General features: G+C 63.6%; 22 protein-coding genes. 5 read left to right on the top strand and 17 right to left on the bottom strand.

Going from position 1 to position 19,954, the window contains the following annotated elements; all coding sequences use genetic code 11:
* Positions 1 to 152: 152 nt before the first annotated feature.
* The 4 genes from FRZ40_RS04015 to FRZ40_RS04000 all read right to left on the bottom strand — a co-directional run bounded on the left by FRZ40_RS04015 (position 153) and on the right by FRZ40_RS04000 (position 4,097).
* Entirely contained in the window at positions 153 to 470 is a 318-nt protein-coding gene (locus FRZ40_RS04015; protein WP_147233441.1) for a high-potential iron-sulfur protein, read from the bottom strand.
* Complete coding sequence (locus FRZ40_RS04010) at positions 451 to 1,230, bottom strand: Pr6Pr family membrane protein (protein ID WP_147233440.1); 780 nt, start codon at positions 1,228 to 1,230, stop codon at positions 451 to 453. Before FRZ40_RS04010 ends, FRZ40_RS04015 begins: the two co-directional genes overlap by 20 nt.
* A 137-nt stretch (positions 1,231 to 1,367) precedes the next feature.
* On the bottom strand, positions 1,368 to 2,843 hold the full coding sequence (locus FRZ40_RS04005) for an esterase-like activity of phytase family protein (protein WP_147234761.1): 1,476 nt from the start codon (positions 2,841 to 2,843) through the stop codon (positions 1,368 to 1,370).
* A gap of 345 nt (positions 2,844 to 3,188) precedes the next feature.
* A complete protein-coding gene (locus FRZ40_RS04000; RefSeq protein ID WP_147233439.1) occupies positions 3,189 to 4,097 on the bottom strand; it encodes a formate/nitrite transporter family protein in 909 nt (302 codons plus the stop codon).
* Between the two features lie 231 nt (positions 4,098 to 4,328).
* On the opposite strand from FRZ40_RS04000, the gene FRZ40_RS03995 reads away from it, so the two are divergent.
* Together FRZ40_RS03995 and FRZ40_RS03990 are read left to right on the top strand one after the other, a co-directional pair.
* Positions 4,329 to 4,946 carry a J domain-containing protein gene (locus FRZ40_RS03995; protein WP_147233438.1) on the top strand — a complete coding sequence of 206 codons (618 nt, stop codon included), beginning with the start codon at positions 4,329 to 4,331 and terminating at the stop codon, positions 4,944 to 4,946.
* 90 nt (positions 4,947 to 5,036) lie between these two features.
* Entirely contained in the window at positions 5,037 to 5,576 is a 540-nt protein-coding gene (locus tag FRZ40_RS03990) for a hypothetical protein (protein WP_147233437.1), read from the top strand.
* Positions 5,577 to 5,680: 104 nt separating this feature from the next.
* On the opposite strand, the gene FRZ40_RS03985 is transcribed toward FRZ40_RS03990, so the two are convergent.
* Positions 5,681 to 5,968, bottom strand: a complete 288-nt coding sequence (locus FRZ40_RS03985) for a hypothetical protein (RefSeq protein ID WP_147233436.1) — start codon at positions 5,966 to 5,968, stop codon at positions 5,681 to 5,683.
* A 138-nt stretch (positions 5,969 to 6,106) separates the two neighbouring features.
* The gene (gene hpaC / locus FRZ40_RS03980; RefSeq protein WP_147233435.1) at positions 6,107 to 6,649 is read right to left on the bottom strand and encodes a 4-hydroxyphenylacetate 3-monooxygenase, reductase component; all 543 of its coding nucleotides are present in this window, start codon (positions 6,647 to 6,649) and stop codon (positions 6,107 to 6,109) included.
* A gap of 384 nt (positions 6,650 to 7,033) precedes the next feature.
* Between hpaC and FRZ40_RS03975 the strand changes: the two genes are divergently transcribed.
* Entirely contained in the window at positions 7,034 to 7,666 is a 633-nt protein-coding gene (locus FRZ40_RS03975; RefSeq protein ID WP_193566997.1) for a response regulator transcription factor, read from the top strand.
* A 38-nt stretch (positions 7,667 to 7,704) separates the two neighbouring features.
* Here the strand turns inward: FRZ40_RS03975 and FRZ40_RS03970 are convergent, their stop codons facing one another.
* From FRZ40_RS03970 to FRZ40_RS03950, 5 genes are read right to left on the bottom strand one after another with little or no spacing between them, the layout of a single operon-like run.
* On the bottom strand, positions 7,705 to 8,448 hold the full coding sequence (locus tag FRZ40_RS03970) for an SDR family NAD(P)-dependent oxidoreductase (RefSeq protein WP_147233433.1): 744 nt from the start codon (positions 8,446 to 8,448) through the stop codon (positions 7,705 to 7,707).
* Between the two features lie 51 nt (positions 8,449 to 8,499).
* Complete coding sequence (locus FRZ40_RS03965; RefSeq protein ID WP_147233432.1) at positions 8,500 to 9,639, bottom strand: amidase; 1,140 nt, start codon at positions 9,637 to 9,639, stop codon at positions 8,500 to 8,502.
* Entirely contained in the window at positions 9,636 to 10,163 is a 528-nt protein-coding gene (locus FRZ40_RS03960; RefSeq protein ID WP_147233431.1) for a nuclear transport factor 2 family protein, read from the bottom strand. The genes FRZ40_RS03965 and FRZ40_RS03960 overlap by 4 nt, the downstream gene beginning before the upstream one ends.
* Positions 10,164 to 10,166: 3 nt before the next feature.
* Positions 10,167 to 10,559 carry a hypothetical protein gene (locus tag FRZ40_RS03955; RefSeq protein ID WP_147233430.1) on the bottom strand — a complete coding sequence of 131 codons (393 nt, stop codon included), beginning with the start codon at positions 10,557 to 10,559 and terminating at the stop codon, positions 10,167 to 10,169.
* Positions 10,560 to 10,607: 48 nt separating this feature from the next.
* Positions 10,608 to 11,804 carry an acyl-CoA dehydrogenase family protein gene (locus tag FRZ40_RS03950; RefSeq protein ID WP_147233429.1) on the bottom strand — a complete coding sequence of 399 codons (1,197 nt, stop codon included), beginning with the start codon at positions 11,802 to 11,804 and terminating at the stop codon, positions 10,608 to 10,610.
* A gap of 196 nt (positions 11,805 to 12,000) precedes the next feature.
* On the opposite strand from FRZ40_RS03950, the gene FRZ40_RS03945 reads away from it, so the two are divergent.
* Complete coding sequence (locus FRZ40_RS03945; RefSeq protein ID WP_147233428.1) at positions 12,001 to 13,485, top strand: PAS domain-containing sensor histidine kinase; 1,485 nt, start codon at positions 12,001 to 12,003, stop codon at positions 13,483 to 13,485.
* Positions 13,486 to 13,492: 7 nt separating this feature from the next.
* Here FRZ40_RS03945 and FRZ40_RS03940 read toward each other — a convergent pair whose 3' ends face one another.
* The 3 genes from FRZ40_RS03940 to FRZ40_RS03930 form a co-directional block, all read right to left on the bottom strand.
* Complete coding sequence (locus tag FRZ40_RS03940; RefSeq protein WP_147233427.1) at positions 13,493 to 13,879, bottom strand: tautomerase family protein; 387 nt, start codon at positions 13,877 to 13,879, stop codon at positions 13,493 to 13,495.
* A gap of 62 nt (positions 13,880 to 13,941) precedes the next feature.
* The gene (locus FRZ40_RS03935) at positions 13,942 to 14,442 is read right to left on the bottom strand and encodes an aromatic-ring-hydroxylating dioxygenase subunit beta (protein ID WP_147233426.1); all 501 of its coding nucleotides are present in this window, start codon (positions 14,440 to 14,442) and stop codon (positions 13,942 to 13,944) included.
* Positions 14,439 to 15,722, bottom strand: a complete 1,284-nt coding sequence (locus tag FRZ40_RS03930) for an aromatic ring-hydroxylating oxygenase subunit alpha (protein ID WP_147233425.1) — start codon at positions 15,720 to 15,722, stop codon at positions 14,439 to 14,441. The genes FRZ40_RS03935 and FRZ40_RS03930 overlap by 4 nt, the downstream gene beginning before the upstream one ends.
* A gap of 166 nt (positions 15,723 to 15,888) precedes the next feature.
* Here FRZ40_RS03930 and FRZ40_RS03925 point away from each other — a divergent pair, with 166 nt between their 5' ends.
* Positions 15,889 to 16,809 (top strand): LysR family transcriptional regulator, encoded by a 921-nt coding sequence (locus tag FRZ40_RS03925; protein WP_028368195.1) that lies wholly within the window; start codon positions 15,889 to 15,891, stop codon positions 16,807 to 16,809.
* A gap of 2 nt (positions 16,810 to 16,811) precedes the next feature.
* On the opposite strand, the gene FRZ40_RS03920 is transcribed toward FRZ40_RS03925, so the two are convergent.
* The 3 genes from FRZ40_RS03920 to FRZ40_RS03910 all read right to left on the bottom strand — a co-directional run bounded on the left by FRZ40_RS03920 (position 16,812) and on the right by FRZ40_RS03910 (position 19,720).
* Entirely contained in the window at positions 16,812 to 17,783 is a 972-nt protein-coding gene (locus FRZ40_RS03920; RefSeq protein ID WP_147233424.1) for a PDR/VanB family oxidoreductase, read from the bottom strand.
* Positions 17,784 to 17,918: 135 nt separating this feature from the next.
* A complete protein-coding gene (acuI, locus tag FRZ40_RS03915) occupies positions 17,919 to 18,899 on the bottom strand; it encodes an acrylyl-CoA reductase (NADPH) (RefSeq protein ID WP_028368193.1) in 981 nt (326 codons plus the stop codon).
* A 239-nt stretch (positions 18,900 to 19,138) separates the two neighbouring features.
* Positions 19,139 to 19,720, bottom strand: a complete 582-nt coding sequence (locus FRZ40_RS03910; RefSeq protein ID WP_147233423.1) for a hypothetical protein — start codon at positions 19,718 to 19,720, stop codon at positions 19,139 to 19,141.
* Between the last annotated feature and the right edge of the window lie 234 nt (positions 19,721 to 19,954).

Here is a 19,954-nt window from a genome sequence, read left to right as displayed (position 1 = left end):
GCATAGCACAGCAAGGCACGGCACATCGACGATCGCAGTCGCGCTGCATGGAGACAAGAGCAAATACTTGCCGAACGTCATCGGCGCGCAACGCACGATTGAGTGCGAGCCGGGTTCAAGACGCGTTCAAGACTGGCTCAAGCGCGTGCGCACTACATGTTCGTGTAAGAACTGCACCATCCGCCGCCTGTCACCTGTTTCGTGCCGAACAGCGTGCATCCGCCCCACGCATCCGTCGGGTTGCCCTGAAAGAGCGAGCAGTTGTTGCAGGTTTGTCCCGCGCTGTAGCTGGGAAAGCGGGCCTTGTCGACTTTCGCTGCGACGCTTACATAGCCGACTGCCTGCGCGGCCGGGTCGCTTTCGCTCAGCTTTTCGTCGGCGCGCGCATCGCGGGGCGCCGTGAGTGCTGCGCACAGTCCGACTGCGGAGCCGAGCCCCGCTACGATGAACTCACGCCGGGTTGTTGTCATGATCGGTCTCTTGCAGGCGAGATGAGGGAATCGACGTGATGGATCGTATCGGCCGTCTGTGATTGATCGCGACAAACACAGACATCAGCAGCAGAAACGCGAGCACGAGCAGGCTCGCGTTGATCAGCGCGCGCTCGTAGCCGAGTTCGACGACGTCGATGAAAGGATAAGGATAGAAGTCCGACATGGCGCCGCGCATCATCGTCAGCGCGAGGTAGCCGAGCGGATAGACGAGCCACCACAACAGATGGCGCAGCATCAGATGAAAACGCGGCACGAACAGCAGCCAGTAGAGTGCGACGAGCAGCGGGACGAGCGTATGCAGACTTTCGTTGAGCAGCAGGCGCCATCCTGACGGCGTCCACAGATGCCGCAGCAGCAGGTTGTACGCGATGCCGACGAACACGATGTAGCAGGTCACGGCCGTCACGACGGTAGGTTGCCGGAAGAAGCGCACGAAGGGCGTGCTGCCACGCGTGAAGAACCCGACGCACGTGAAGCACAGCGCGCACGTGAAGATGGTCAGATTGGTGAGGTAACTGGTCAGCCTCTCGATGCCGTCGATCACGCCATAGCCGCGCGACAGCATGCGGTGCGCGGTGACGTCCGTCTGCGCGGCGAACGCGAGCCATCCAATCAGTGCGATCGACATTGCGAGCGCCACAGATGCGAGGCCCGGCGCGCGCAGCGGCAATTCGGGCTCGATGGTTGCGAACGTCGAGGTGGCGGGTGAGACAGCGGGTGACACAGGCTTCTTCATGCATCGATTCTATACGCGTGAAGAAGCCCGTGCAGACGCTGTGCAAGCGTCGCGTCTGCGCCAAAAAAGCCGGCCGCAGATTGCCGCGGCCGGCCGTTACAACGTCCGTCAGGAACGCAGGAACTCAGTGCCCGATGTCAACGGCCATGGCCGTCGTGATCGTGATCATGATCGTCATCGTCGCGGCTGCAGACCTCGTCGTGATCGTGATCGCGGCTATTCTTCGACACGCCCGGCAGACGCTGCGCGACGTAGTCGGGCAGATCGGCGGCATCGATCGCGAATACGAAGAACTGGTTCGGATTCGCGATGCCCGTCGGGTGGTTCGAGTCGGTGACGGTCCCGATGAAGTCGTTGTCGTTCGCGACATAGAGCGTGTGCTTTTTCACGCCGTGCACCGTCACGTCCGGACCGAACGCGATGCCTTCGATCTTCGCGGGAATGTCATTCGCGTTGTAGCCTGCACCCGTCAACGCAACGACGATATCGAGGAACAGCGTCTTCTGCACCGCATACGGTGCGAGACCCTTTTCGCCGCTCGCCAGGCTCACGTCCTGCGCATGCGACAGGTCGACGCGGTTGATCTGCTTGAACGCTGCCGTCGAATTATCGCCAAGCCCCTTGCCGTCGCGCTCGTCGACGAGCAGTTCATGATCGTTGATGGCGAGCACGTCGCTGATCGTCGGATACTTCGGCTTGGACGCCGAGCCGATGTTCGTCAGCGGATACGCATATTGCGTCGTGCGGCCCGTGCGAATGTCGATCCTCACGATGCGCGTGTACTGCGCGTTCGTGCCGCCGTCCTGAATCAGCGGGCTCTGCATCGCGCCGAACAGCGTGGTGCCGTCGGGCGAGATCGCAAGGCCTTCCATGCCCTTGTTCGCGATGCGGCCCGACGTGTTCACGCTGATCTCCGTGTCGCCGACGGGTGCGAGCGTCGAGACAGCAAACGTGTCGGGCAGCTTGTACGTGTCGATGCGGCGGCCGCTCTTGCGGTCGAAGCGGTACACGTAGGGGCCGTATTCGTCCGAGATGAACACGCTGTCGCCGTCGTTTGCTACGCGGATGCTTTCGGGATCAAAGCGGGCGTCGAGGGGATAGGTCGACAGATGCGTCGGGTCGAAATTGTCCGAGCGGCCCGTGAAGTAGTTCGTATGGTTGTCGCGGTTGAGCTTCGGTGCGCCGTTCGGCACGTTATACGCGGAGCCCGAGCCGTACACGAGGCGATCGGACGTATGCAGCAGCGTCGTGTCGACCAGCTTCGGGGTCAGCGTGAACGGCAGCGCCGAACCCTTCGGCGCGTCCTTCAGGTGCAGGTGCAGCGTCTGGAAACGGTTGATGTACGACGCGGTATCGTCGATCGACTTGTTGTACGAGATCGCATTCGGGCCGCGGTCGGGCACGGCGAGGAACGTATGGCAGCCCGCATAGCCGATACCCGAGCCGAGGCCGCCGAGCAGATTGCCGGGTGCACCGTTTTCGAGCGGGGCCGACGTCTCTTTCGACTTGTCGAGCAGATTGCCGTCGAGCTTGCCGATCGCGATCAGCTCGACAGTGGCGTGGGCGGCGGGAGCCGCGGCGAGTGCCGCAAGCGAGGCGATGGCACCGAGCATGGTGCGGGTGAAAAGCGATGAGCGCAGCACGGAAGTGGTCCTTGAAAGGAGCAACGCGATGAGGGCGGCGCCGGGCGCGCACGACAGAAGCAGGAAAGCGGCGAGCGACCGGACACGAGGTTTCTTACGGGGTTTCTTACTTTTTATTGCCGGGCACCGATGTTCCGTGAGGTGTATGTCGGAAGTGTGACGCTGCGCTTTCGAACGGCGTCTTGTGTGTGCGAGTGCACATTCGCATGCGCGGACATCATCGATGCGCGCGCACTCATGTCGATGCCGCATGAACGGCATCGCGCGCGGCAATCTGGGCACTCAGCGGGCACTCAGCGGGTATTCAGCGGGCATTCAGCGCCGCTCGCTGATTTCAGGTGCAATGGCTGCATGATTCAGCAGCGCGACGAGCGACATGCCGCCCACGACGTTGCCCGCGAGCGTCGGCAGCAGGAAGCGGTTGAAGTAGTCGGCCAGCGACGCATCGCCTGCCAGCACCGCATACGCGACCTCCGTCGATCCCGCGATGATGTGCGACAGCTTCGCAACGGCGACGACCCATGTAATCAACACGACGGTCAGCAGCCGCGCGGAGCGCGCGCTCGGCAGCAGCCACACCATCAGCGCGATCAGCCATCCGCCGAATACCGCGCGCATGAAGGTGGGGAACGTATCGACGGGACCGACGGCGCCGCGCGCGGTTTCGTCGAGCGCATCGACGACGTCCGCTTCGAACACGCCGGGCAGGCGCAGCATCACCGCGAACAGCCACGAACTGATCACGTTGCAGACGAGCACGATGATCCATAAACGCAGCGCCTTCAGGAAGCAGTCGAGTTCGCGCCGGGTCAGCACAGGAAGCACGACGGTCAACGTGCTTTCGCTGAAAAGTTGCTGGCGTCCCATGATGACGAGCACGAAGCCCGTCGTGTAGCCGAAGCTCGAAACGAGGTGCCGCCAGGAGGTGTCAGGCAGACCGGCCTGCAGGACGGCCGTCGTGAGAAACGAAAATCCCATCGACAATCCCGCCGCGAGCGACGACCACACGAGCGCGATCACGGTGCGTTCGAGCGCAGCCTCTCCTTCTTCGCGCACGATCTCGTGCAGCATCAGCGCGTGCGGCGCCGTGTGTTGCGCGGCCTGGTCCTTTTCGCCTTCGTCGAGGTGCGGCGATTCCGCGCCTGCTTTTTCAGGGTGCGCTTCAGAAGCGGCACGACCGATCGGATCGCGACGATCTTCAGACGGAGAGGTTGGCTTTGTCATGGCAGTGCTCGCTCATGCGCGTTCACGGGCGCATCGCGTAGCGTTTTGCAAAAAGGGTGCCCGAAACCGAAGGTCAATCGAAGATCTACAGGCGGACATGTTGTCGCTTTTCGTCGGACCAGACTGTCGAGATGAACCGGGATCGCCGTGCTACGATGAACCCGACCGCTCATTTTGCAAACCTCGTTGCAAACCTCCTTGCAAACTCCGCAAACCGAAACCCGACGCGACATGGCAACCCTTTACGCGAAGCTTGGCGTGTCTCAAGACGCCACCTGGGAAGAGATCAAACGGGCGTACCGGAAGGCCGCGATGAAGTGGCATCCGGATCGCAACGTCGGACAGGAAGAGGCCGCGCGTGCGGCCTTCCAGGAAATCAAGGACGCGTACGCGATTCTCTCCGACGACGATCAGCGCAAGGTGTACGACGCCGTCTACGCGCAGGAAATGCGCCGCTGGGAAGCGCTTCAGAAGCGCCAGCAGGAAGTGGAGGCGGCGCGGGCACGCAAGGCCAAAGCGGAAGCGGAGGCGAAGTACTCGCAGATGGTGGGCGTGGCGATGCGCTACGCGGATGAAGGACACAATCGCGACGTGCTGTTCGGCGTGATGCTCGGACGCGAATGCGATGCCGACATGGCGCAGCGCATTGCCGATAGCGTATGGGCGTTGCAGCAGGCGCGGCGCGCGGCGCAAGCGAGCGAGTCCGCGGAAGCGGCCGACGCCATCGATCAGGAGCCGCCTTCGCAAACTCAGCCCGCAGCAGCAAAACAGGACAAGCCTTCGCACGATGCGCGCGCGGCGGGTGTGTTCGATTCGCTGTGGCAGGGCTTCTTCGGCGTTCGCTCATAGCGCGCCTGTTGAATTTGCCGACACGACATTTTTGCTCCACGTCGCGCGTCTTCTGATGCGCGTGACCGATTTACGCATGGACATGCTTCGATGAAAGACGCTTTTGAACGACGCGCGCTGCTGCTGCATCTCGGCGACGCGCTGCAGGCCCTTGACGCGGCACTCGCCGCCGATCCATCTCGCCATACCTTGCGGCATCTGCTGAACGCGCATGCGAAGCTTGCTGCCCATACATGGATCGCGGCCGTATCGCCCGATATGAAGGCGGCGGACTTCGCGAAGCGCGTGAGTGCATCGTTTGCCGCATGGCCTGCGCTGCTGCTCGAAGAGCAGGTCGACTACCCACGCCTCGCGTTGGCGGTGCGTGATCACCTGTTCGTTGACGATCCCGCTGGCTGGCGCCGCTATGTCGATGCGATCAGGAACGAGGTCGTATGGTTCGGCGATGCGCTGCCCCCTGCCGATACTGCCGACCCTGTCAGCCACGCGCAGACATCGGATGAAGCCGACCCGCTCACGAACGATACGGCCGATATCGAACGAGCCAAAGAGCCCGGCGATGGACAGCGCGACAACGTCGAAAGCAATGGCGGCTTGTACCCGTCATGGCCGTGGAAACCGGATGTGTGAAGCGTGCGAATGAATGAAATCGCCTCGCGGCCGCCGGTTGTAGGCCGGTTGCAGCGAGGCGAGCAGAGAGCACGCGTCGGACGACGTGTGCCTGGACCAGGTTATCAGTAGCCCCAGCGTTCGCGTTGTCGCTCGCGCCACATATGTTCGCGCCAGGCTTCGTGACGTCGCCATTCGTGCTCGCGCCACTCATGCTCGCGCCAGTCGCGACGCGCGCGCCAGTCATCGGCATAGCCGACCGCGACGGGGGCGGGCGCAGCATACACGGGCTGGGCCGGCACGACCACGCCAGGTACGCCCAGGCCGACGGCCACATCGACGTGCGCGGAAGCCGCCGCCGAAGCTGCCAGCATTGCCACACCGATAGCTGCACCAAGCATCATCTTCTTCATTTTTGCTCCCTGCGCATGGTTGCGCGTCACTGAATACGGCTTCAGTCTAGGGGCGCAGGCGGGACACAGGTGCTACAGCGTTGCGAGAAAAGTAACGCCGGGTAACAGCGAATGCGCATCACGAACGAAGCGGCCCGCTCATGCAGCGCACAGCCTCGGCACGCGATGAAACTGGCGGTCGAAATAGATGAGGCTGTCGCCATCGGCGCAAACGCGGATCTGCGCGGCTTCGACGAACATCACGGAGTGCGAGCCCACCTCCTTCAATTCGACGATGGTCCCTTGCAAGCTTGCGAGCGCATCGCGCAGCACGGGCACACCATGCAGACCTTCGTCCCAGATTGGCAAGCCAAAGCGTGCGTCCATCGGCAACTGCGTGAGCCCTGCGAAGTGACGCGCGAGCAGTTCGTGATGGCCCGGCAGCACATTGATGCAGACGTTGCGGTTGCATTCGAATAGGGCATGCATCGCGCTCGACCGGTTCATGCAGACGAGCAGCGTGGGCGGGGCATCCGTCACCGAACAGACGGCGCTCGCGGTGATGCCGCAGCGTCCCGAAGGACCGCACGTCGTGATGACGTTGACGGCTGCGCCCAGATGCGCCATCGCCTGGCGGAACTGTTTGCGCGCGTCGTCGGGTGAGAGCGCGGCCGGATGATGAAGAGCGGACGGTTGGGACATGTGAGTGCCTTCCTGCACGTTGGTTCGCTGCCAGTCGATCTCGCGTGCGACGATTGCACATGCGACGATCCCATGACACAAGCGTACGGCACGCATTGCGCGAATCCAATCCGCGCGAGCGGCACATCGGTTGGCGCACTTCCCGAGGCCTCTAAAGGTTTTACCAGGTTGCATTCGTCGCGTATTCGCGCATCACTTGCCAGCACGCGCCCGAACGGGAAAAAGCCTGCATCGAAGGCTTTTCATGCGTATTTCGGCTGGTTATGATGGGCTCTCACAAAAATTGACAGGCAACGCGTGGAGACAGTCGGAGTCCAGCCGGCGCGCGTTGCCGAGAGTTTCAAGAAGGTTCAAGACATGAGTTCAGCGAGCAAGGCGCCATCCATCGGTTCGCCCGCGCCCGTCGTCTATATCGTCGACGACGACAACGGTATGCGCACATCACTGGCGTGGCTGCTGGAGTCGGTCGGCGTGAAGTCAGAAGGGTTTGCGAACGCGGCCGATTTCCTGCAGGCGTTCGACGCGAACGCACCCGCGTGTCTCGTGCTCGACGTGCGGATGCCCGAGACGAGCGGCTTTGATGTGCAGGCGGAACTCAACGCGCGCGGTGCGACGCTGCCCCTTATCTTCGTGAGCGGGCACGGCGACATTCCGATGTCCGTGCGTGCATTGCAGAACGGCGCGATCGATTTCGTCGAGAAGCCGTACAACTCGCAGCAGATGCTCGAACGCATCCAGCGCGCGATGAAGCTCGCGACGCAACGGCATGCAGCGGATCAGAAACATCGCGAGCTGCGTCAGCGGATCGAGTCGCTGACCGCGCGTGAAAAGGAAGTGCTGCGCGGCGTGCTCGACGGCAAGGGCAGCAAGCGCATTGCGTCGGATCTGTCGATCAGCGTGAAGACGGTCGACGTGCATCGTGCGAGCATCAAGGACAAGCTCGGCGCGTCGTCGATTGCGACGCTGGTGCGCGATGTGATGGCCGTGTGGAATGCAGGCGAGGAGCGCCGCGAGTAACGTCGAAGTGCATGGCATTGCCATGCACTTCTGATTGTTTAACGCATGTAAAGCCCGCCGTTCACATCCCAGCACGCGCCGTTCGCAAAGTAGGCCTCGCCCGACGCGAGCAGCAACGCAACCTGTGCCACATAATCGGCCGAACCGAGACGCCCGACGGGAATGCTCGAAATGACCTTGTCGAGCTTGTTGGCGGGCACGCTCTCGTGAACGATGGGCAGATCGAGCGGTCCCGGCGAGATGGCATTGACGGTCACGCCATGTGCAGCGAGATCGCGTGCGAACACCTTGGTCAGCGTGATTGCCCCGCCTTTCGCGGCGGCATAGTGCGCGCCCGTCGCCGAGCCGCCGTTTTGTCCCGCGAGCGAAGCGATATTGACGATGCGCCCCACGCCGCGCTCGGCGAAATACTGGCCGAACACCTGGCAGCCGAACAGCACGCTGCGCAGATTGATGTCGATGACCTGATCGAACTGCTCCGCGGTGATCTCCATCACGGGCACGACTTTCGATGCCCCCGCGTTGTTCACGAGCACATCGACGTGCCCCCAGCGGACGGTCAATGCATCGCGCGCGGCTTCGAAGTCTTCCTTGCGGGTGACGTCGAGGCGTATCGCACACGCCGTCTGCTGATCCGCGCTCAATTCGGTGGCCAGCGCCTGCGCGGCATCGAATGCGATATCCGCGAGCGCGACCTTGTAGCCCGCGCGATGAAACTGCTGCGCGACGACGGCGCCCAGACCGCGCGCCGCGCCCGTTACGATGACAACCCTGTTCGACATGAGTAATGGTTCCTTCGCTGCGTGCATTCGTTCGAACGCACGCTGTTGGCATCAGGGCGCAGCGAGCGCCGCTTCGAAGTGTGCGGCGACGGCGCACACCTGTTCGTCCGCTCCCTTGCGCCCAACGATCTGCAAGCCCGCTTTCAGCGCCGACCCTTCGATCGGCAGCGGCAGGCTCAACGCGGGATGCCCGCTCAGATTGAACGGGCGGATCAGCGACGACATCGCGATGACCGAGGTGCCATTACGCGCGGCATCGATGGTGATGGGCAGCGCGGGTAAGGTCGGCATCACGAGTACGTCGACGCTTTCGAGCGCGCGATCGACGGCGGCCGTGAATGCACGACGCACGCGCCCGGCGGCGTCGAGTTGCGCTTGCGTGGTTTGCGCTGCGGCGCGCAGACGCGCGTCGAGGTCCGCACCGAGCTTGCCCGTGCCGACGAACTGGCCGAACGCACGCGACGTTTCGACGTTGATAACCGCGAGGCCGGCTTCGAACGCGTCTTTCATGGCGTCGAGCTCGATGACGCGCGATGCGAGCTGCGTCATCCGGACTGCGCGCTCGACACCTTGCCGGATCGCCGCGTCCGCATCGACGGAAACGATCGCGACGTTGTTGGCCGCACTTGCACGCTTTGCAGCGGCCGTATCGAATGCGGGCGTGATCGCGGCCATCGCCTCGACGAGCGTCGCGATGTCGCGCGTGAACGGGCCGACGCAATCGAGCGTCGATTCACGCGGCGCGACGCCATGCCGCGATACACGCCCGAAGGTCGGCTTGAGTCCGATCACGCCGCAACATGCGGCCGGTCCGCGAATCGAGCCGCCCGTATCCGTACCGAGCGCGGCATCGACGAGCTTCGACCCGACGGCCGATGCCGAGCCGCTCGACGAACCGCCCGGAATGCGCGTGGCGTCCTGCGGATTGACGGGCGTGCCCGTGTAGTCGTTGATGCCCGTCATGCCGAATGCGAGTTCGTGCATGTTCGTCTTGCCCGCGATGCGCCAGCCTGCATCGAGCAGACGCTGCACGACTTCGGCGTGCGCCGAAGCGGGCGGCGAGTCGGCGAGTGCGCGGCTTGCACCCGTAGTCGGATAACCAGCGATGTCGATCGAATCCTTGATTGCGATGGTTGGGCCTTGCGCGGACGCGTCCGCGCTCGACATGAACTCGCTGATGAATGCCGTCATGATGTCGTGTCCTTGCGGGCGTTGACTTGCCAGGGCGCATCGAACAGGCGCTCGGTGCGGAAGTGCTGGATCAGCCACGTACGGCCGTTCGCAGCGGGCACGAAATCGATCTCCAGCCGTGCGGCGATCAGTTCGGCGCGCGCATCGACATAACCCGACGCCTGCAGCATGATCCAGCGGCCTTTCGCATGAGCGCCATCCACGTCGATCGTCTCCGACGTCAGGAAATGCACGTTGGTCGCAAAGTGCGGCACGGGCGGCAGATAACGCTGCAGCATCGCAAGAATAGCGTCGTGTCCTTGTAGCCTGCCGAATGTCTGCGTGTATTGCGGACCGATGCCTTCCCAGACCGCGTCGTCCGCAAAAAGCGCGGCGAGCGATTCGCCGTCGAGCGCGCCCGAGGGCACATCGCACAAGGCCATGTAGCGTGCGATCGTTTTACGTACCGCGTTTTCAGCGTCGAGCGCGACGACCCGGGCCTGCAAGGCCTCGAACGCGGCAAGGGGCAACGTGATATCGCTCATGGCTCAGGACGCGTTCTGCGCTGTTGCGTTTGCCGCGGCGGGCGGCACCGTCAAAGCACGCCCGACGCGCGCCTCGATCTTGCCGTAGCGCCACAGGTTGTAGTCGCCGACGGGCGTCGTGCGGTACAGGTTGCACACGGCGACGGCCGTGTCGAAATCGGCGACGTCGGCCATGATGTAAAAGGTCCATGGCGCACCGTCCGATTGCCCGACGACGAGGCGGTCGTCATCCATCACGCCAAGCACGCGCACGTTTTCCATCGCTTCGACGGCGGCAAGCATCCTGCCGTACGCCTGCCACACCTCGCCGATCTGCTCGCGCGGCAAGTCGAAGAAATTCTGCGTGACACCGCAGCAGAACAGCACGCGCAACGGCAGCGAACGATTGTCAGTCATGAAGCGAAACTCCCTTAAATGCAGTGATAAAAAAAGTACCTTGAACGGTTACAGATAGCCGGGAATGGGGGGCACGCCGACGAAGACGGCACCCGCACCGTCGTAATTGCCTTCGCCGAGAAACGCGTGCTGCGTAACGACCATCGCGTCGCGCATCAGGCGCTGCAGCGGATGCGAGCGATAGATCGCCATGGTGCCGCCCAGCCGGTACGCACGGCCGACGGCATCGGCGCCTTCACGCGCGATCTGCGTGGCGGCGAGACGCAGCAGACTCACCTGGTCCGGCGTCACGTCGTTGCCGGCGAGAATGGATTGCCACACGCTGTCGGTTGACTCGTAGAAGAACGCGCGGGCCGAGCGCAATTGGGCTTCCGCCTTCGCGAGTTCGATCCGGTAATACGCGCGGTCCGCGAGTTGCGGTGCGCCCGTCGTCGTCTTGCGGCCGCCCGCCATCTGGTTCGCGACATCGAGTGCGGCGCGCGCGAGCCCGAGGTTCACGACGGCGAGCACCTGCGCCGCGTAGGCAATGGTCGGATAGCGATACAGCGGTTCATCGACGCTCGGCGTGCCGCCGCGCACGAAGGTCCAGTCGTCGGCGACGAACTGATCGCAGACGCGCAGGTCGTGACTGCCCGTGCCCTGCATGCCGACCACGTCCCAGTTCTCGACGATCTCGACCTGCTCCGGCCGGAACACCGCGGTGCGCGGCTTGCCGGGTGATGCGCCGTCCTTGCTGCCCGTGCCGATTCCCACGCCCAGCCAGTCGGCGCCTTTGCAGCCGCTCGCGAACTTCCACGTGCCGTTCACGCGCCAGCCGCCGGGTGCGGACTGTGCCGTCTGCACGGGAAACAGGCCGCCTGCGAACACCTGATCGGGACCGGCCGCATAGATCATGGCCTGCGTCGCCAGGGGCAGCGCCGCGAGATAGACGTTCGCCGATCCGAAGCTCGCCACCCATGCCGCCGAGCCGTCGGCAACCGCAATGCGTTCGATCATCTCGAGGAATTCGCCCGGTGCGCGTGCATCGCCCCCGAAGCGCCGGGGCGTGCCTGCGCGATAGATGCCGGTGCGCTTGAGCTTGGCGATCACGTCGCGCGGCACGTGCGAGGCTCGATCGAATTCGTCGCGACGTGCGGCGATTTCGGCGATCACGTCGTCGAGTGAAAGTGCGTGGGCCGCTTCCACTTGCAACGGATCGGCACGGTATTCGCTGCACGACGCGACGGCGGTGGCGATGGCTGACATGTCGGTTTCTCCTGAATGCGTTCGATGTGGTTGACGTTCAGGCCAGTCTAGAAACGCAAAAAGACGCCATCAATTGGGGCGCCCGTCCGCATTGGCTGGTATCGACGCCCGCATGCCTAAAGAAATCTTTAGGCCCGTGACGAGTGAGGCGGGTGTTATGGTTACGCGTGCACTCCACGTCCGTCGAACGCGCATCATGAACTTTCCCGCCGAAGAAGATTTTCACCGTCTGCTCGATGCATTGACGCTGTGCGTGCTGCTGCACGACGCGCAGACGAAGGCGATCGTGTGGGCCAATCATGCCGCGTGCGTTGCGCTGGGTTTTTCGCTCGAAGAACTGCTGCCCCTCAAGGCGCCCGACATGACGCGTCCCGAGCCGAAGTACCGGCGCGAGGTCGGCGTGGCAGCGATGGACCGCGCGATCACGCAAGGGCCGCAGGTGTACGAGTGGTGCTACCGGTCGCGCTCGTGCGTCGACATGCTGTCGGAGGCGATTGCCACCTATGTGCCGTTGCGCGAACGTGCCGTCGTCATGGTGCAGTTCCGCGACATCAGCGCGGAAGAAGCCGTGCGGCAGAAACTGCGCCGCTACGAGACGCGGCTGCGCGAATTCATGCAGGATCTCGGCGAAGGCGTGGCCGTGCTGACGCCGCGCGGCAAGCTTGAATTCATCAGCGAATCGGGACGCCGCGTGCTCGGCGTAGGGCCCGGCGAGCCGCCTGGCGGCGTACTCGATTACTGCACGCTTGCGGATCGCAACCGGCTCGTCACGCAGCTGCGTCACGCGACGAGCGAACAGCCCACGCATGCGCAGCGCTACCGCATCACGCGGCGCGACGGCGCAACGCGCTGGCTGCGGATCACGTGCCGACGGGTGTCGGTCGAAAACGATCTGAACGGCTTGCTGATCCACTTTCGCGACATAAGCGATGAAGTCGCGACCGAGGAAGCGCGGCGCACGGAAGCGCGCATGCTCGAATACGCGGGCCGTTACAACGCGATGGGCGAGATGGCGACGGCCGTCGCGCATGAGTTGAGTCAGCCGCTTGCGGCCGTGCGCAACTTCATCGAAGGCGCGATTCAACGGCTGGGCCAGTGCAGTGTCGATTCGGCCATTTGGGGCCTGCGCAGCGCGGACCGTCAGGCGGAGCATGCGGCGCTCATCATCAAGAGCGTGCGCGAGTATGTGGTCAAACGCGAGCCGACGGAAACGCATGCCGATCTGCGCGACATCCTGAACGACGTCGCGTACTTCATCGAATTGCGCGCGAAAGAAGAGGGCGTGCGCGTGCGGATCGAACAGGCGCACGAAGCGCTGCCTGTGTTTTGCGAGCGCGTGCTGATCGGGCAGGTGATCCTGAATCTCGCCTTCAACGCGGTGGAAGCCTTGACGGAGACGAAGGCCGCGACGGGCATCGTGACGCTCGCCACGGCATGTGCCGACGGGCGCGCGGAACTGCGCGTGATCGACAACGGCCCCGGAGTGCCTGCCGATGCGCACGAACGGCTGTTCGACGGCTTCTCGTCGTCTAAGGCGGGCGGCAACGGCATCGGGCTGTCGCTGTGCAAGAACATCGTCGCGCGCCATGGCGGGCGTATCTGGGCACAGCGCGCGCACGAAGGCGGCCTCGACTGCCGCTTCGCGTTGCCGCTCGTGTCCGCTGTCGACGCGCGCGTCTAGGTTCGCGTCAGCGTCCAAGCGCGCGGGCCGTCTGACCGCCAATGCCGAAATCGGTGTCGGGGATGTCCTTGATCATCACGCGCGTCGCCTGAAGTGGCGCATCGAGCACGGCAGCAGCCGTTTCGGATAACGCCGCGATCAGCGACTGTTTTTGCGCGTCGGTGCGGCCCGCAATCAGGATCGCGACGATCACGGGCAGCGAAGGCGGCGCACCGTTGGCGGCCGTCTTGCCCCCCAGACCGATATGCGTGCCGGGCAGTTCGCTGAGCAGGATGCGCACCGATTCCGCGGGCGCATTGATTGCGCTGACGGTGGCTTGCGTCAGGCCCTGGATCAGCGACGCCTTGCGCGCTTCATCGTGGCCATGCGGCAGATAGACTTCGAGTGTAGGCATTGGGAATCTGCTCTTTGCGCACGGCGGATTCGCTTCGAACAGCCGCCGTGCGCATCCAGGGTTCAAAGCAGGAAGCCGATCGCGCTCAGCGCTTCCGTCGAGTCGATCAGGCGAATCACTTTCTCGACGAGACGAGGCTCGCCTGTCGTGAAGCTGATCCTGTGCGTGAGGTCGGCGGCGAAAATCGTCGGCGTGCCGCGCTTGTACGCGACGATCACCTGCGCCGATTTCACTTCCACCACGTCGGCGGCGTCGCTCGTCAACGTGAAGCGCGACACGGTGCGTACCGTGCGCGCGGCATCGGCGGCCGATGCCGAATAGCCGGACGTCATGCGTTGCACACGCTTCTCGCGCATGTCGTGATCGTCGTAGGCGTAGTTCAGCGTCGCCGCGTAGTCGGTCGTGTGCGGATCGATGGGGACGACGTAGAAGCCCGATGGATCCCACAGTTCGAGCCATGCATGGTAATCGCGGCGATCGAGCAATTCGGCTTCGCGCCAGATGAATTCGATCGCGCGCGCAAAGGTCTGCTGCGAGAAGAGTGCGTTACGGTCGTCCATCATGCCTGCTCCATCATTACGCGCCATTGGCGATACGCTTCGCGCATGCCCGTTTCATCCGTTGCGTGTGCCGTCTTTTCACCGTTCTCAGCCGTCGTTTCGCGATTCAGGCCGCGGTTGACGAGAATGGGCACATCGGGGCCCGCATACGAGCCGCGCTGCACGCGTTCCCAGGCTTCCGCATCGTCGGGACTGCCGAAGCCGAACGGACCCTGGAAGTGTTCGTGTATGCGCAGGCGCACGCGGTTCGCTTCGTCGGAGCCGCCGTCCATCGCGAGCGCAACGTGGCGAATCTCTGTCTCTTCGGCGGAAATGGGCCGCAGCACGCGGAAAAAGGCCATCGACAGCGCGAGGTTTGGGAACAGGTTCAGGTTGAAGCCGACGCCCATCAGCGAACGCACGATGCGCCGCACTTCCTCCGGCGAGTGACGTTCGGCGAGTGTCGCTGCGAGTTCGGTGAAGCGCTCGGGCAGCGGCGCGCCGTCGTCCTTGTCGAGATCGACGATTTCCGGCACCAGCACGGCAAGACTGTGACCGTTGCCGAGCGAGCGGCAGAACGCGTCTTCGCTCGTCATGAAGCTGGTGATGGCGGCCGCCGTTTCGTCGTCGATCGATTTCATCCACGACTTGTGCACGACCGGGAAGTGATACAGATCCGTCGTGTTTTCCAGCTGGATTTTCCAGTTGCCCTTGAACTTGAACTTGTGTTCGCCGTTTGCCTTGACCGGATAGCCTGCGCCCTGTTTCATGAACAGGTCGATCCACGGCTTTGCGCCACCGAGAAAATCTTCAAGCGGTTCGATCGCTTCGTTGAAGCTCGCAAAAATCAGCCCCTGATAAATGCCGACGCGCAGCTTCGCGAGCGGCAGGTCGCCTTTCTCGCACACGCCTTCATAGCCGTCGCCGTAGGGCAGCGCGCGCAGCGTGCCATCGAGCGCATACGACCAGCTGTGATACGGGCACGTGAAGCCTTTCGCATTGCCCTTGTGCTCTTCGCACACGGTCGCGCCGCGATGGCGGCAGCGGTTCTGCAGCACGTTCACGGTGCCCGTCCTGTCGCGCACGACGATGACGGGTTGTTTGCCGATCGTGGTCGTGCGGAAGTCGCCCGGGTTCGGCAACTCGCTTTCGTGTGCCACCCACACCCACGTCTTGTAGAAAATCCGCTCGAGTTCGGCTTCGAACAGGTTCGGGTCGTAGTACAGCGAGGGCGCGATGCGGTCGGACTGAACGCGGCCGCTCAGCGCACTCGTGTCGATGGTCTGCCAGTTGGTGTCGCTCATCGGTGTCGTATGTCGGGACGTGATTGTCGGAAGTGAAAATCGAACGAAAGCGCACACAGGTCGTGTTTCTTTCGCGTTGACACCAGTCTCGCTTTGCACCGATCATGCGTCAAATCGATTAAAAATCAGCCGGCCAATAAGTCCGGCAAATAGTCGGAAGTTCATCATGACCTCACTCGATCACGTCGACCTCAATCTGTTGCGTGTGTTTCAGGCGATCGTCGAAGAACGCAGCCTCACGAAAGCGGGCGAACGTCTCGCGCTGTCGCAGCCTGCCATCAGCTATTCGCTCGCCCGTTTGCGCACGCTGTTCGATGATCCGCTGTTCATTCGCACGCGTTCGGGCATGCAGCCCACGCCGATAGCGCTGGAACTCGCGAGCATCGTGGGACGCGCACTCGATACCGTGCGCGAGGCGCTGCGTTATGCGGAGAGCTTCGATCCCGCAACGAGCACGCGCACGTTCCGGCTGTCGCTCTCCGATGCGGGGGAAATGGCGTATCTGCCCGCCATCTGCGAGGCATTGCACGAGCGCGCGCCGCGCGTGAAGCTGTCGGTGGAGCCGTTGCCCGTGGAAGAGATGGAAGATGCGCTGCGTTCGAGCAGGCTCGATTTCGCGATCGGCAATCTGCCGCTGCTGATGGCGCGCACGCGCCATCAGTTGCTATTCGAAGAGACGTATGTGTGCATGACGCGCAAGCGTCGCGGCTTGCCCGCGGGCTCCGCGTTGAGCCTCGAGTATTTCCTGCAGGCATCACATGTGCAGGTGCGCTCCGTCGAGCACAGTCATCATGCGCTCGACGACGCGTTGCGTGCGCAGGGCGTCGGCCGCAACATCGCGCTGCAGTTGCCGCATTTCGTTGCGCTGCCGTCCGTGCTGGCCGTCACCGATCTGTTCGCGACGCTGCCGCGAAGGCTCGCAGGCATCCTCAACCGCAACGACGCGTTTCGCATCTACACGTTGCCCGTGTCCATTCCGCAGGCCACTGTGACGATGCATTGGCACGAGCACTTTCACGAAGACGAAGGCATTGCTTGGATGCGCGACCTCATGGCCGAGATGGTGAAGCGCTTCGACAAGAAGTGAAGTCAGAGATCGAGCACGAGCACGGGCGAGCGCGAGCGCGATACGCAACAGCAGATTACGCTGTTGCTCGCGCGTTCAGCTTTGCTCAGGCAATGGTCGCGATGCTCGGGCTCGCCGCTCACCACGTCGACCATGCAGGTGCCGCATACGCCTTCGCCGCATGACGTGCCCACTTCGATGCCGATTGCCGCAAGCGCTTCGACGATCGAGTTCGTGCTGTCCACGCGCACGGTTTGACCTGTGCTCGCGAGTTGCACGTCGAAGGTTGCGAGTGAGGTTCCACTGGCAACCGGTTGCGGGTCGGCCGAAAAGCGTTCGAGGTGAATGGCATCGGCGGGCAGGCGCGCTTCGCCTGCCGCGACTACGCGATCCATGAACGGGACCGGGCCGCAGGTGTAGACATGCGCGCCTTGCGGCACGCTGGCGAGACACGCGGCGAGTTCCGTTTCGAGTGCATCGGGTTCGACGCCGAAATGCAGTTTCACATGAGCATCGAATGGCGCACGCGAGAGCAGCGGAAGAAACGCCGCGTGTTCGGCGCTGCGCGCGAAATAGTGCAACTCGAATCGCGCGTTCATCTTGATGAGGCGATACGCCATCGACAGCAAGGGCGTGATGCCGATGCCCGCGCCGATCAATACGTGCGTGCTGGCTTCTTCGACAAGTCGAAACAGATTGCGCGGCGCGCCGATCGACAGTTCGGTGCCGATCCGCACGTCGTCGTGCAGCGAGCGCGAGCCGCCGCGCGATTGCGCCTCCTTCTTGACGGCGAACAGATGCGAACCGCGGCAGTCGGGATCGCCGCATAACGAATACTGGCGCGTCACGCCGGCGGGGCTCGTGACGTCGATGTGCGCGCCGGGTTCGTACGCGTCGAAGGGCTGACCGTCGAGGCGCGAAATGACGAATGAGCGGACGCCGTGTGCTTCGTCGCGCACGGCGTCGACGCGAACCTTGAACGAATGAGCTTGCATGATGCGATCCAGTCTGTGGCTATGTGTGGCTGTTAGGCGGAGTCGCATTCAGATTAAGGTTCGCACCAGGATCAGGCAAATCGATTAAAAATAACTCGCTACATAAGTTGATTTGATAATGTCTGCGTCGATGCGTTACCGATTGACGTCGACCACGAGGCGTCCGCGCACTTTGCCGTCGAGCACGTCGGGCGCAGCCGCGAGCGCTTCGCCGAGGCTGACTTCCTTGACCATCGACGCGAGCCGCTCGGCGCTCAGGTCTTCGGCGATGCGCTGCCACGCCTCGACGCGGCGCGCGTGCGGCGCCATTACGCTGTCGATACCCGCGAGCGTCACGCCGCGCAGAATGAAGGGCGCGACGGTGGCGGGCAAGTCCATGCCTTGCGCGAGTCCGCAGGCCGCGACGATGCCGCCATACGCGGTCCCCGCGCAGGCGTTCGCGAGCGTGTGACTGCCTACGGCATCGACGGCGGCAACCCAGCGTTCCTTCGCGAGCGGCTTGCCGGGACCGGACAGTTCCGCTCGATCGATAATCTCCTGCGCGCCCAGTTCATGCAGATAGCCCGCTTCGCCAGGGCGTCCCGTCGAGGCGATCACCTGATAGCCGCGCCGCGCGAGCAGCATGATCGCGACGCTCCCGACACCGCCCGCCGCGCCCGTCACCAGGATCTTGCCTTGTGCGGACGTGACGCCATGACGTTCGAGCGCGAGCACGCACAGCATCGCTGTGTAGCCTGCCGTGCCGACGGCCATTGCATCGCGCGACGTGAGCGGCGAGGGCAGGGGCACGAGCCAGTCTCCGCTGACGCGCGCACGTTGTGCGAGTCCGCCCCAATGCTTTTCGCCGACACCGTAGCCGTTCAGAATCACGGGGTCGCCAGCCTTCCATTGCGGATGTTCGCTCGATTCGACGACCCCCGCGAAGTCGATGCCCGGCACCATAGGAAAGCTGCGCACGACGGGCGAGCGGCCCGTGATCGCGAGCGCGTCCTTGTAGTTCAGCGTCGACCATTCGATGCGCACGGTGACGTCGCCAGCGGGCAACTGCGCTTCGTCGATGTCGCGGATGGATGCGTGGCTGCCGTTGTCCTGCTTCTCGATCAAGATCCCTTTCATGGTCCCGTCCATTGAGTTCGCGTGTGAGTTCGCCTGTTAGCGGGTGCGTACCAGTCTAGGAGTCTAGGCGAATGCGGACCGCGTGGCGCGCCGCGTGGCATTCAACAATGCGTTGGGTCGTTGCTGTCCACGCTGGAGTGAGTGTTTCGTCGACGCGCGACGAGGCGCGCGCATACGCAAACGGCACGCGCGTGCGTGCCGTTTTTGCATTTGTCGAATGAATGCCGCGCGTGTGTGTGTCAGCGCGTGTAGTAACCACGCTGCTGCATGCATTTCGCGTAGGCGGCCCAGTAGCGCACCATCGGCGGCTCGGGCGGAGGCGGCGGCGGCATGGCCGCAAGCGACGCGGATCCTTCCATCGGCATGCTGGCGCCCGATGCCGCGAGCGCACCCGAAGCGGGCACTGCGCCCGACGCCGCAAGCGCTGCCGAAGCGCCCGATGCTGCCGCGGGCGTGGAGGGCGCCGTTACACCGCTTGCGCCGCTGGCCGCATTCGCCGTCGCGGTTCCGCTCGCGCCCGAGGGCGCGGACGCTGCCGTCGCTGCCGACGCCCCGGAGGCGGGCAAAGGCGGATTGAGCGGCACAGGCGCGACGATGGGCCGTGGCGCCGTGGCCGTCACCTTGTTAGGCGGCGGAGGACGTTGCGACTCGTGCGCCATGTTGACGTGCGTCGTCTTGTTGGCGTCTGCATAGCAAGCGGCCGTATCGACGGCCTGTTGTGCCGGACCCTGGCTACGGCCCGGATAAGTCAGCGGCTGCTGCGCAACGGATGCGCCGCTGACGACGAAAAGTGCGATTGCAGCATGGGCGAGGCGTCTCATAGGCGAGCGGACTCCCTGGCGAAGTCTTTGGTCTTGTCGGCGCGAATGCGCGTCGCGAGGTACGCATGGAGCCATGATATGCAAATATGACCGATGCAGCCGGTCGGGCCATCGCAGGCCGAAGGAAAGCTATTTCAGGATATCGCGTCGCAGCGGCACAGCACGCCAGAAGCACGCCATTCGTCGCCAATTTCCGTGCTGCATCGCGATACGCATGGACGCGCGATTTCCCCG

This window comes from Paraburkholderia azotifigens (assembly GCF_007995085.1).
Classification (GTDB): domain Bacteria; phylum Pseudomonadota; class Gammaproteobacteria; order Burkholderiales; family Burkholderiaceae; genus Paraburkholderia; species Paraburkholderia azotifigens.
This window is presented reverse-complemented; position numbering and strand designations above follow the sequence as displayed.

Bases quoted from the DNA above. Each gene is read 5' to 3' on its own strand.
- FRZ40_RS03985 (WP_147233436.1), bottom strand. From the start codon at position 5,968: ATGAAGAAGATGATGCTTGGTGCAGCTATCGGTGTGGCAATGCTGGCA.
- FRZ40_RS03995 (WP_147233438.1), top strand. From the start codon at position 4,329: ATGGCAACCCTTTACGCGAAGCTTGGCGTGTCTCAAGACGCCACCTGG.
- FRZ40_RS03930 (WP_147233425.1), bottom strand. From the start codon at position 15,722: ATGAGCGACACCAACTGGCAGACCATCGACACGAGTGCGCTGAGCGGC.
- FRZ40_RS04005 (WP_147234761.1), bottom strand. From the start codon at position 2,843: ATGCTCGGTGCCATCGCCTCGCTTGCGGCACTCGCCGCGGCTCCCGCC.
- acuI (WP_028368193.1), bottom strand. From the start codon at position 18,899: ATGAAAGGGATCTTGATCGAGAAGCAGGACAACGGCAGCCACGCATCC.
- FRZ40_RS03935 (WP_147233426.1), bottom strand. From the start codon at position 14,442: ATGATGGACGACCGTAACGCACTCTTCTCGCAGCAGACCTTTGCGCGC.
- FRZ40_RS03925 (WP_028368195.1), top strand. From the start codon at position 15,889: ATGACCTCACTCGATCACGTCGACCTCAATCTGTTGCGTGTGTTTCAG.
- FRZ40_RS04015 (WP_147233441.1), bottom strand. From the start codon at position 470: ATGACAACAACCCGGCGTGAGTTCATCGTAGCGGGGCTCGGCTCCGCA.
- FRZ40_RS03945 (WP_147233428.1), top strand. From the start codon at position 12,001: ATGAACTTTCCCGCCGAAGAAGATTTTCACCGTCTGCTCGATGCATTG.
- FRZ40_RS03990 (WP_147233437.1), top strand. From the start codon at position 5,037: ATGAAAGACGCTTTTGAACGACGCGCGCTGCTGCTGCATCTCGGCGAC.
- FRZ40_RS03955 (WP_147233430.1), bottom strand. From the start codon at position 10,559: ATGACTGACAATCGTTCGCTGCCGTTGCGCGTGCTGTTCTGCTGCGGT.
- FRZ40_RS04010 (WP_147233440.1), bottom strand. From the start codon at position 1,230: ATGAAGAAGCCTGTGTCACCCGCTGTCTCACCCGCCACCTCGACGTTC.
- hpaC (WP_147233435.1), bottom strand. From the start codon at position 6,649: ATGTCCCAACCGTCCGCTCTTCATCATCCGGCCGCGCTCTCACCCGAC.
- FRZ40_RS03960 (WP_147233431.1), bottom strand. From the start codon at position 10,163: ATGAGCGATATCACGTTGCCCCTTGCCGCGTTCGAGGCCTTGCAGGCC.
- FRZ40_RS03965 (WP_147233432.1), bottom strand. From the start codon at position 9,639: ATGACGGCATTCATCAGCGAGTTCATGTCGAGCGCGGACGCGTCCGCG.
- FRZ40_RS03920 (WP_147233424.1), bottom strand. From the start codon at position 17,783: ATGCAAGCTCATTCGTTCAAGGTTCGCGTCGACGCCGTGCGCGACGAA.
- FRZ40_RS03910 (WP_147233423.1), bottom strand. From the start codon at position 19,720: ATGAGACGCCTCGCCCATGCTGCAATCGCACTTTTCGTCGTCAGCGGC.
- FRZ40_RS03950 (WP_147233429.1), bottom strand. From the start codon at position 11,804: ATGTCAGCCATCGCCACCGCCGTCGCGTCGTGCAGCGAATACCGTGCC.
- FRZ40_RS03970 (WP_147233433.1), bottom strand. From the start codon at position 8,448: ATGTCGAACAGGGTTGTCATCGTAACGGGCGCGGCGCGCGGTCTGGGC.
- FRZ40_RS04000 (WP_147233439.1), bottom strand. From the start codon at position 4,097: ATGACAAAGCCAACCTCTCCGTCTGAAGATCGTCGCGATCCGATCGGT.
- FRZ40_RS03940 (WP_147233427.1), bottom strand. From the start codon at position 13,879: ATGCCTACACTCGAAGTCTATCTGCCGCATGGCCACGATGAAGCGCGC.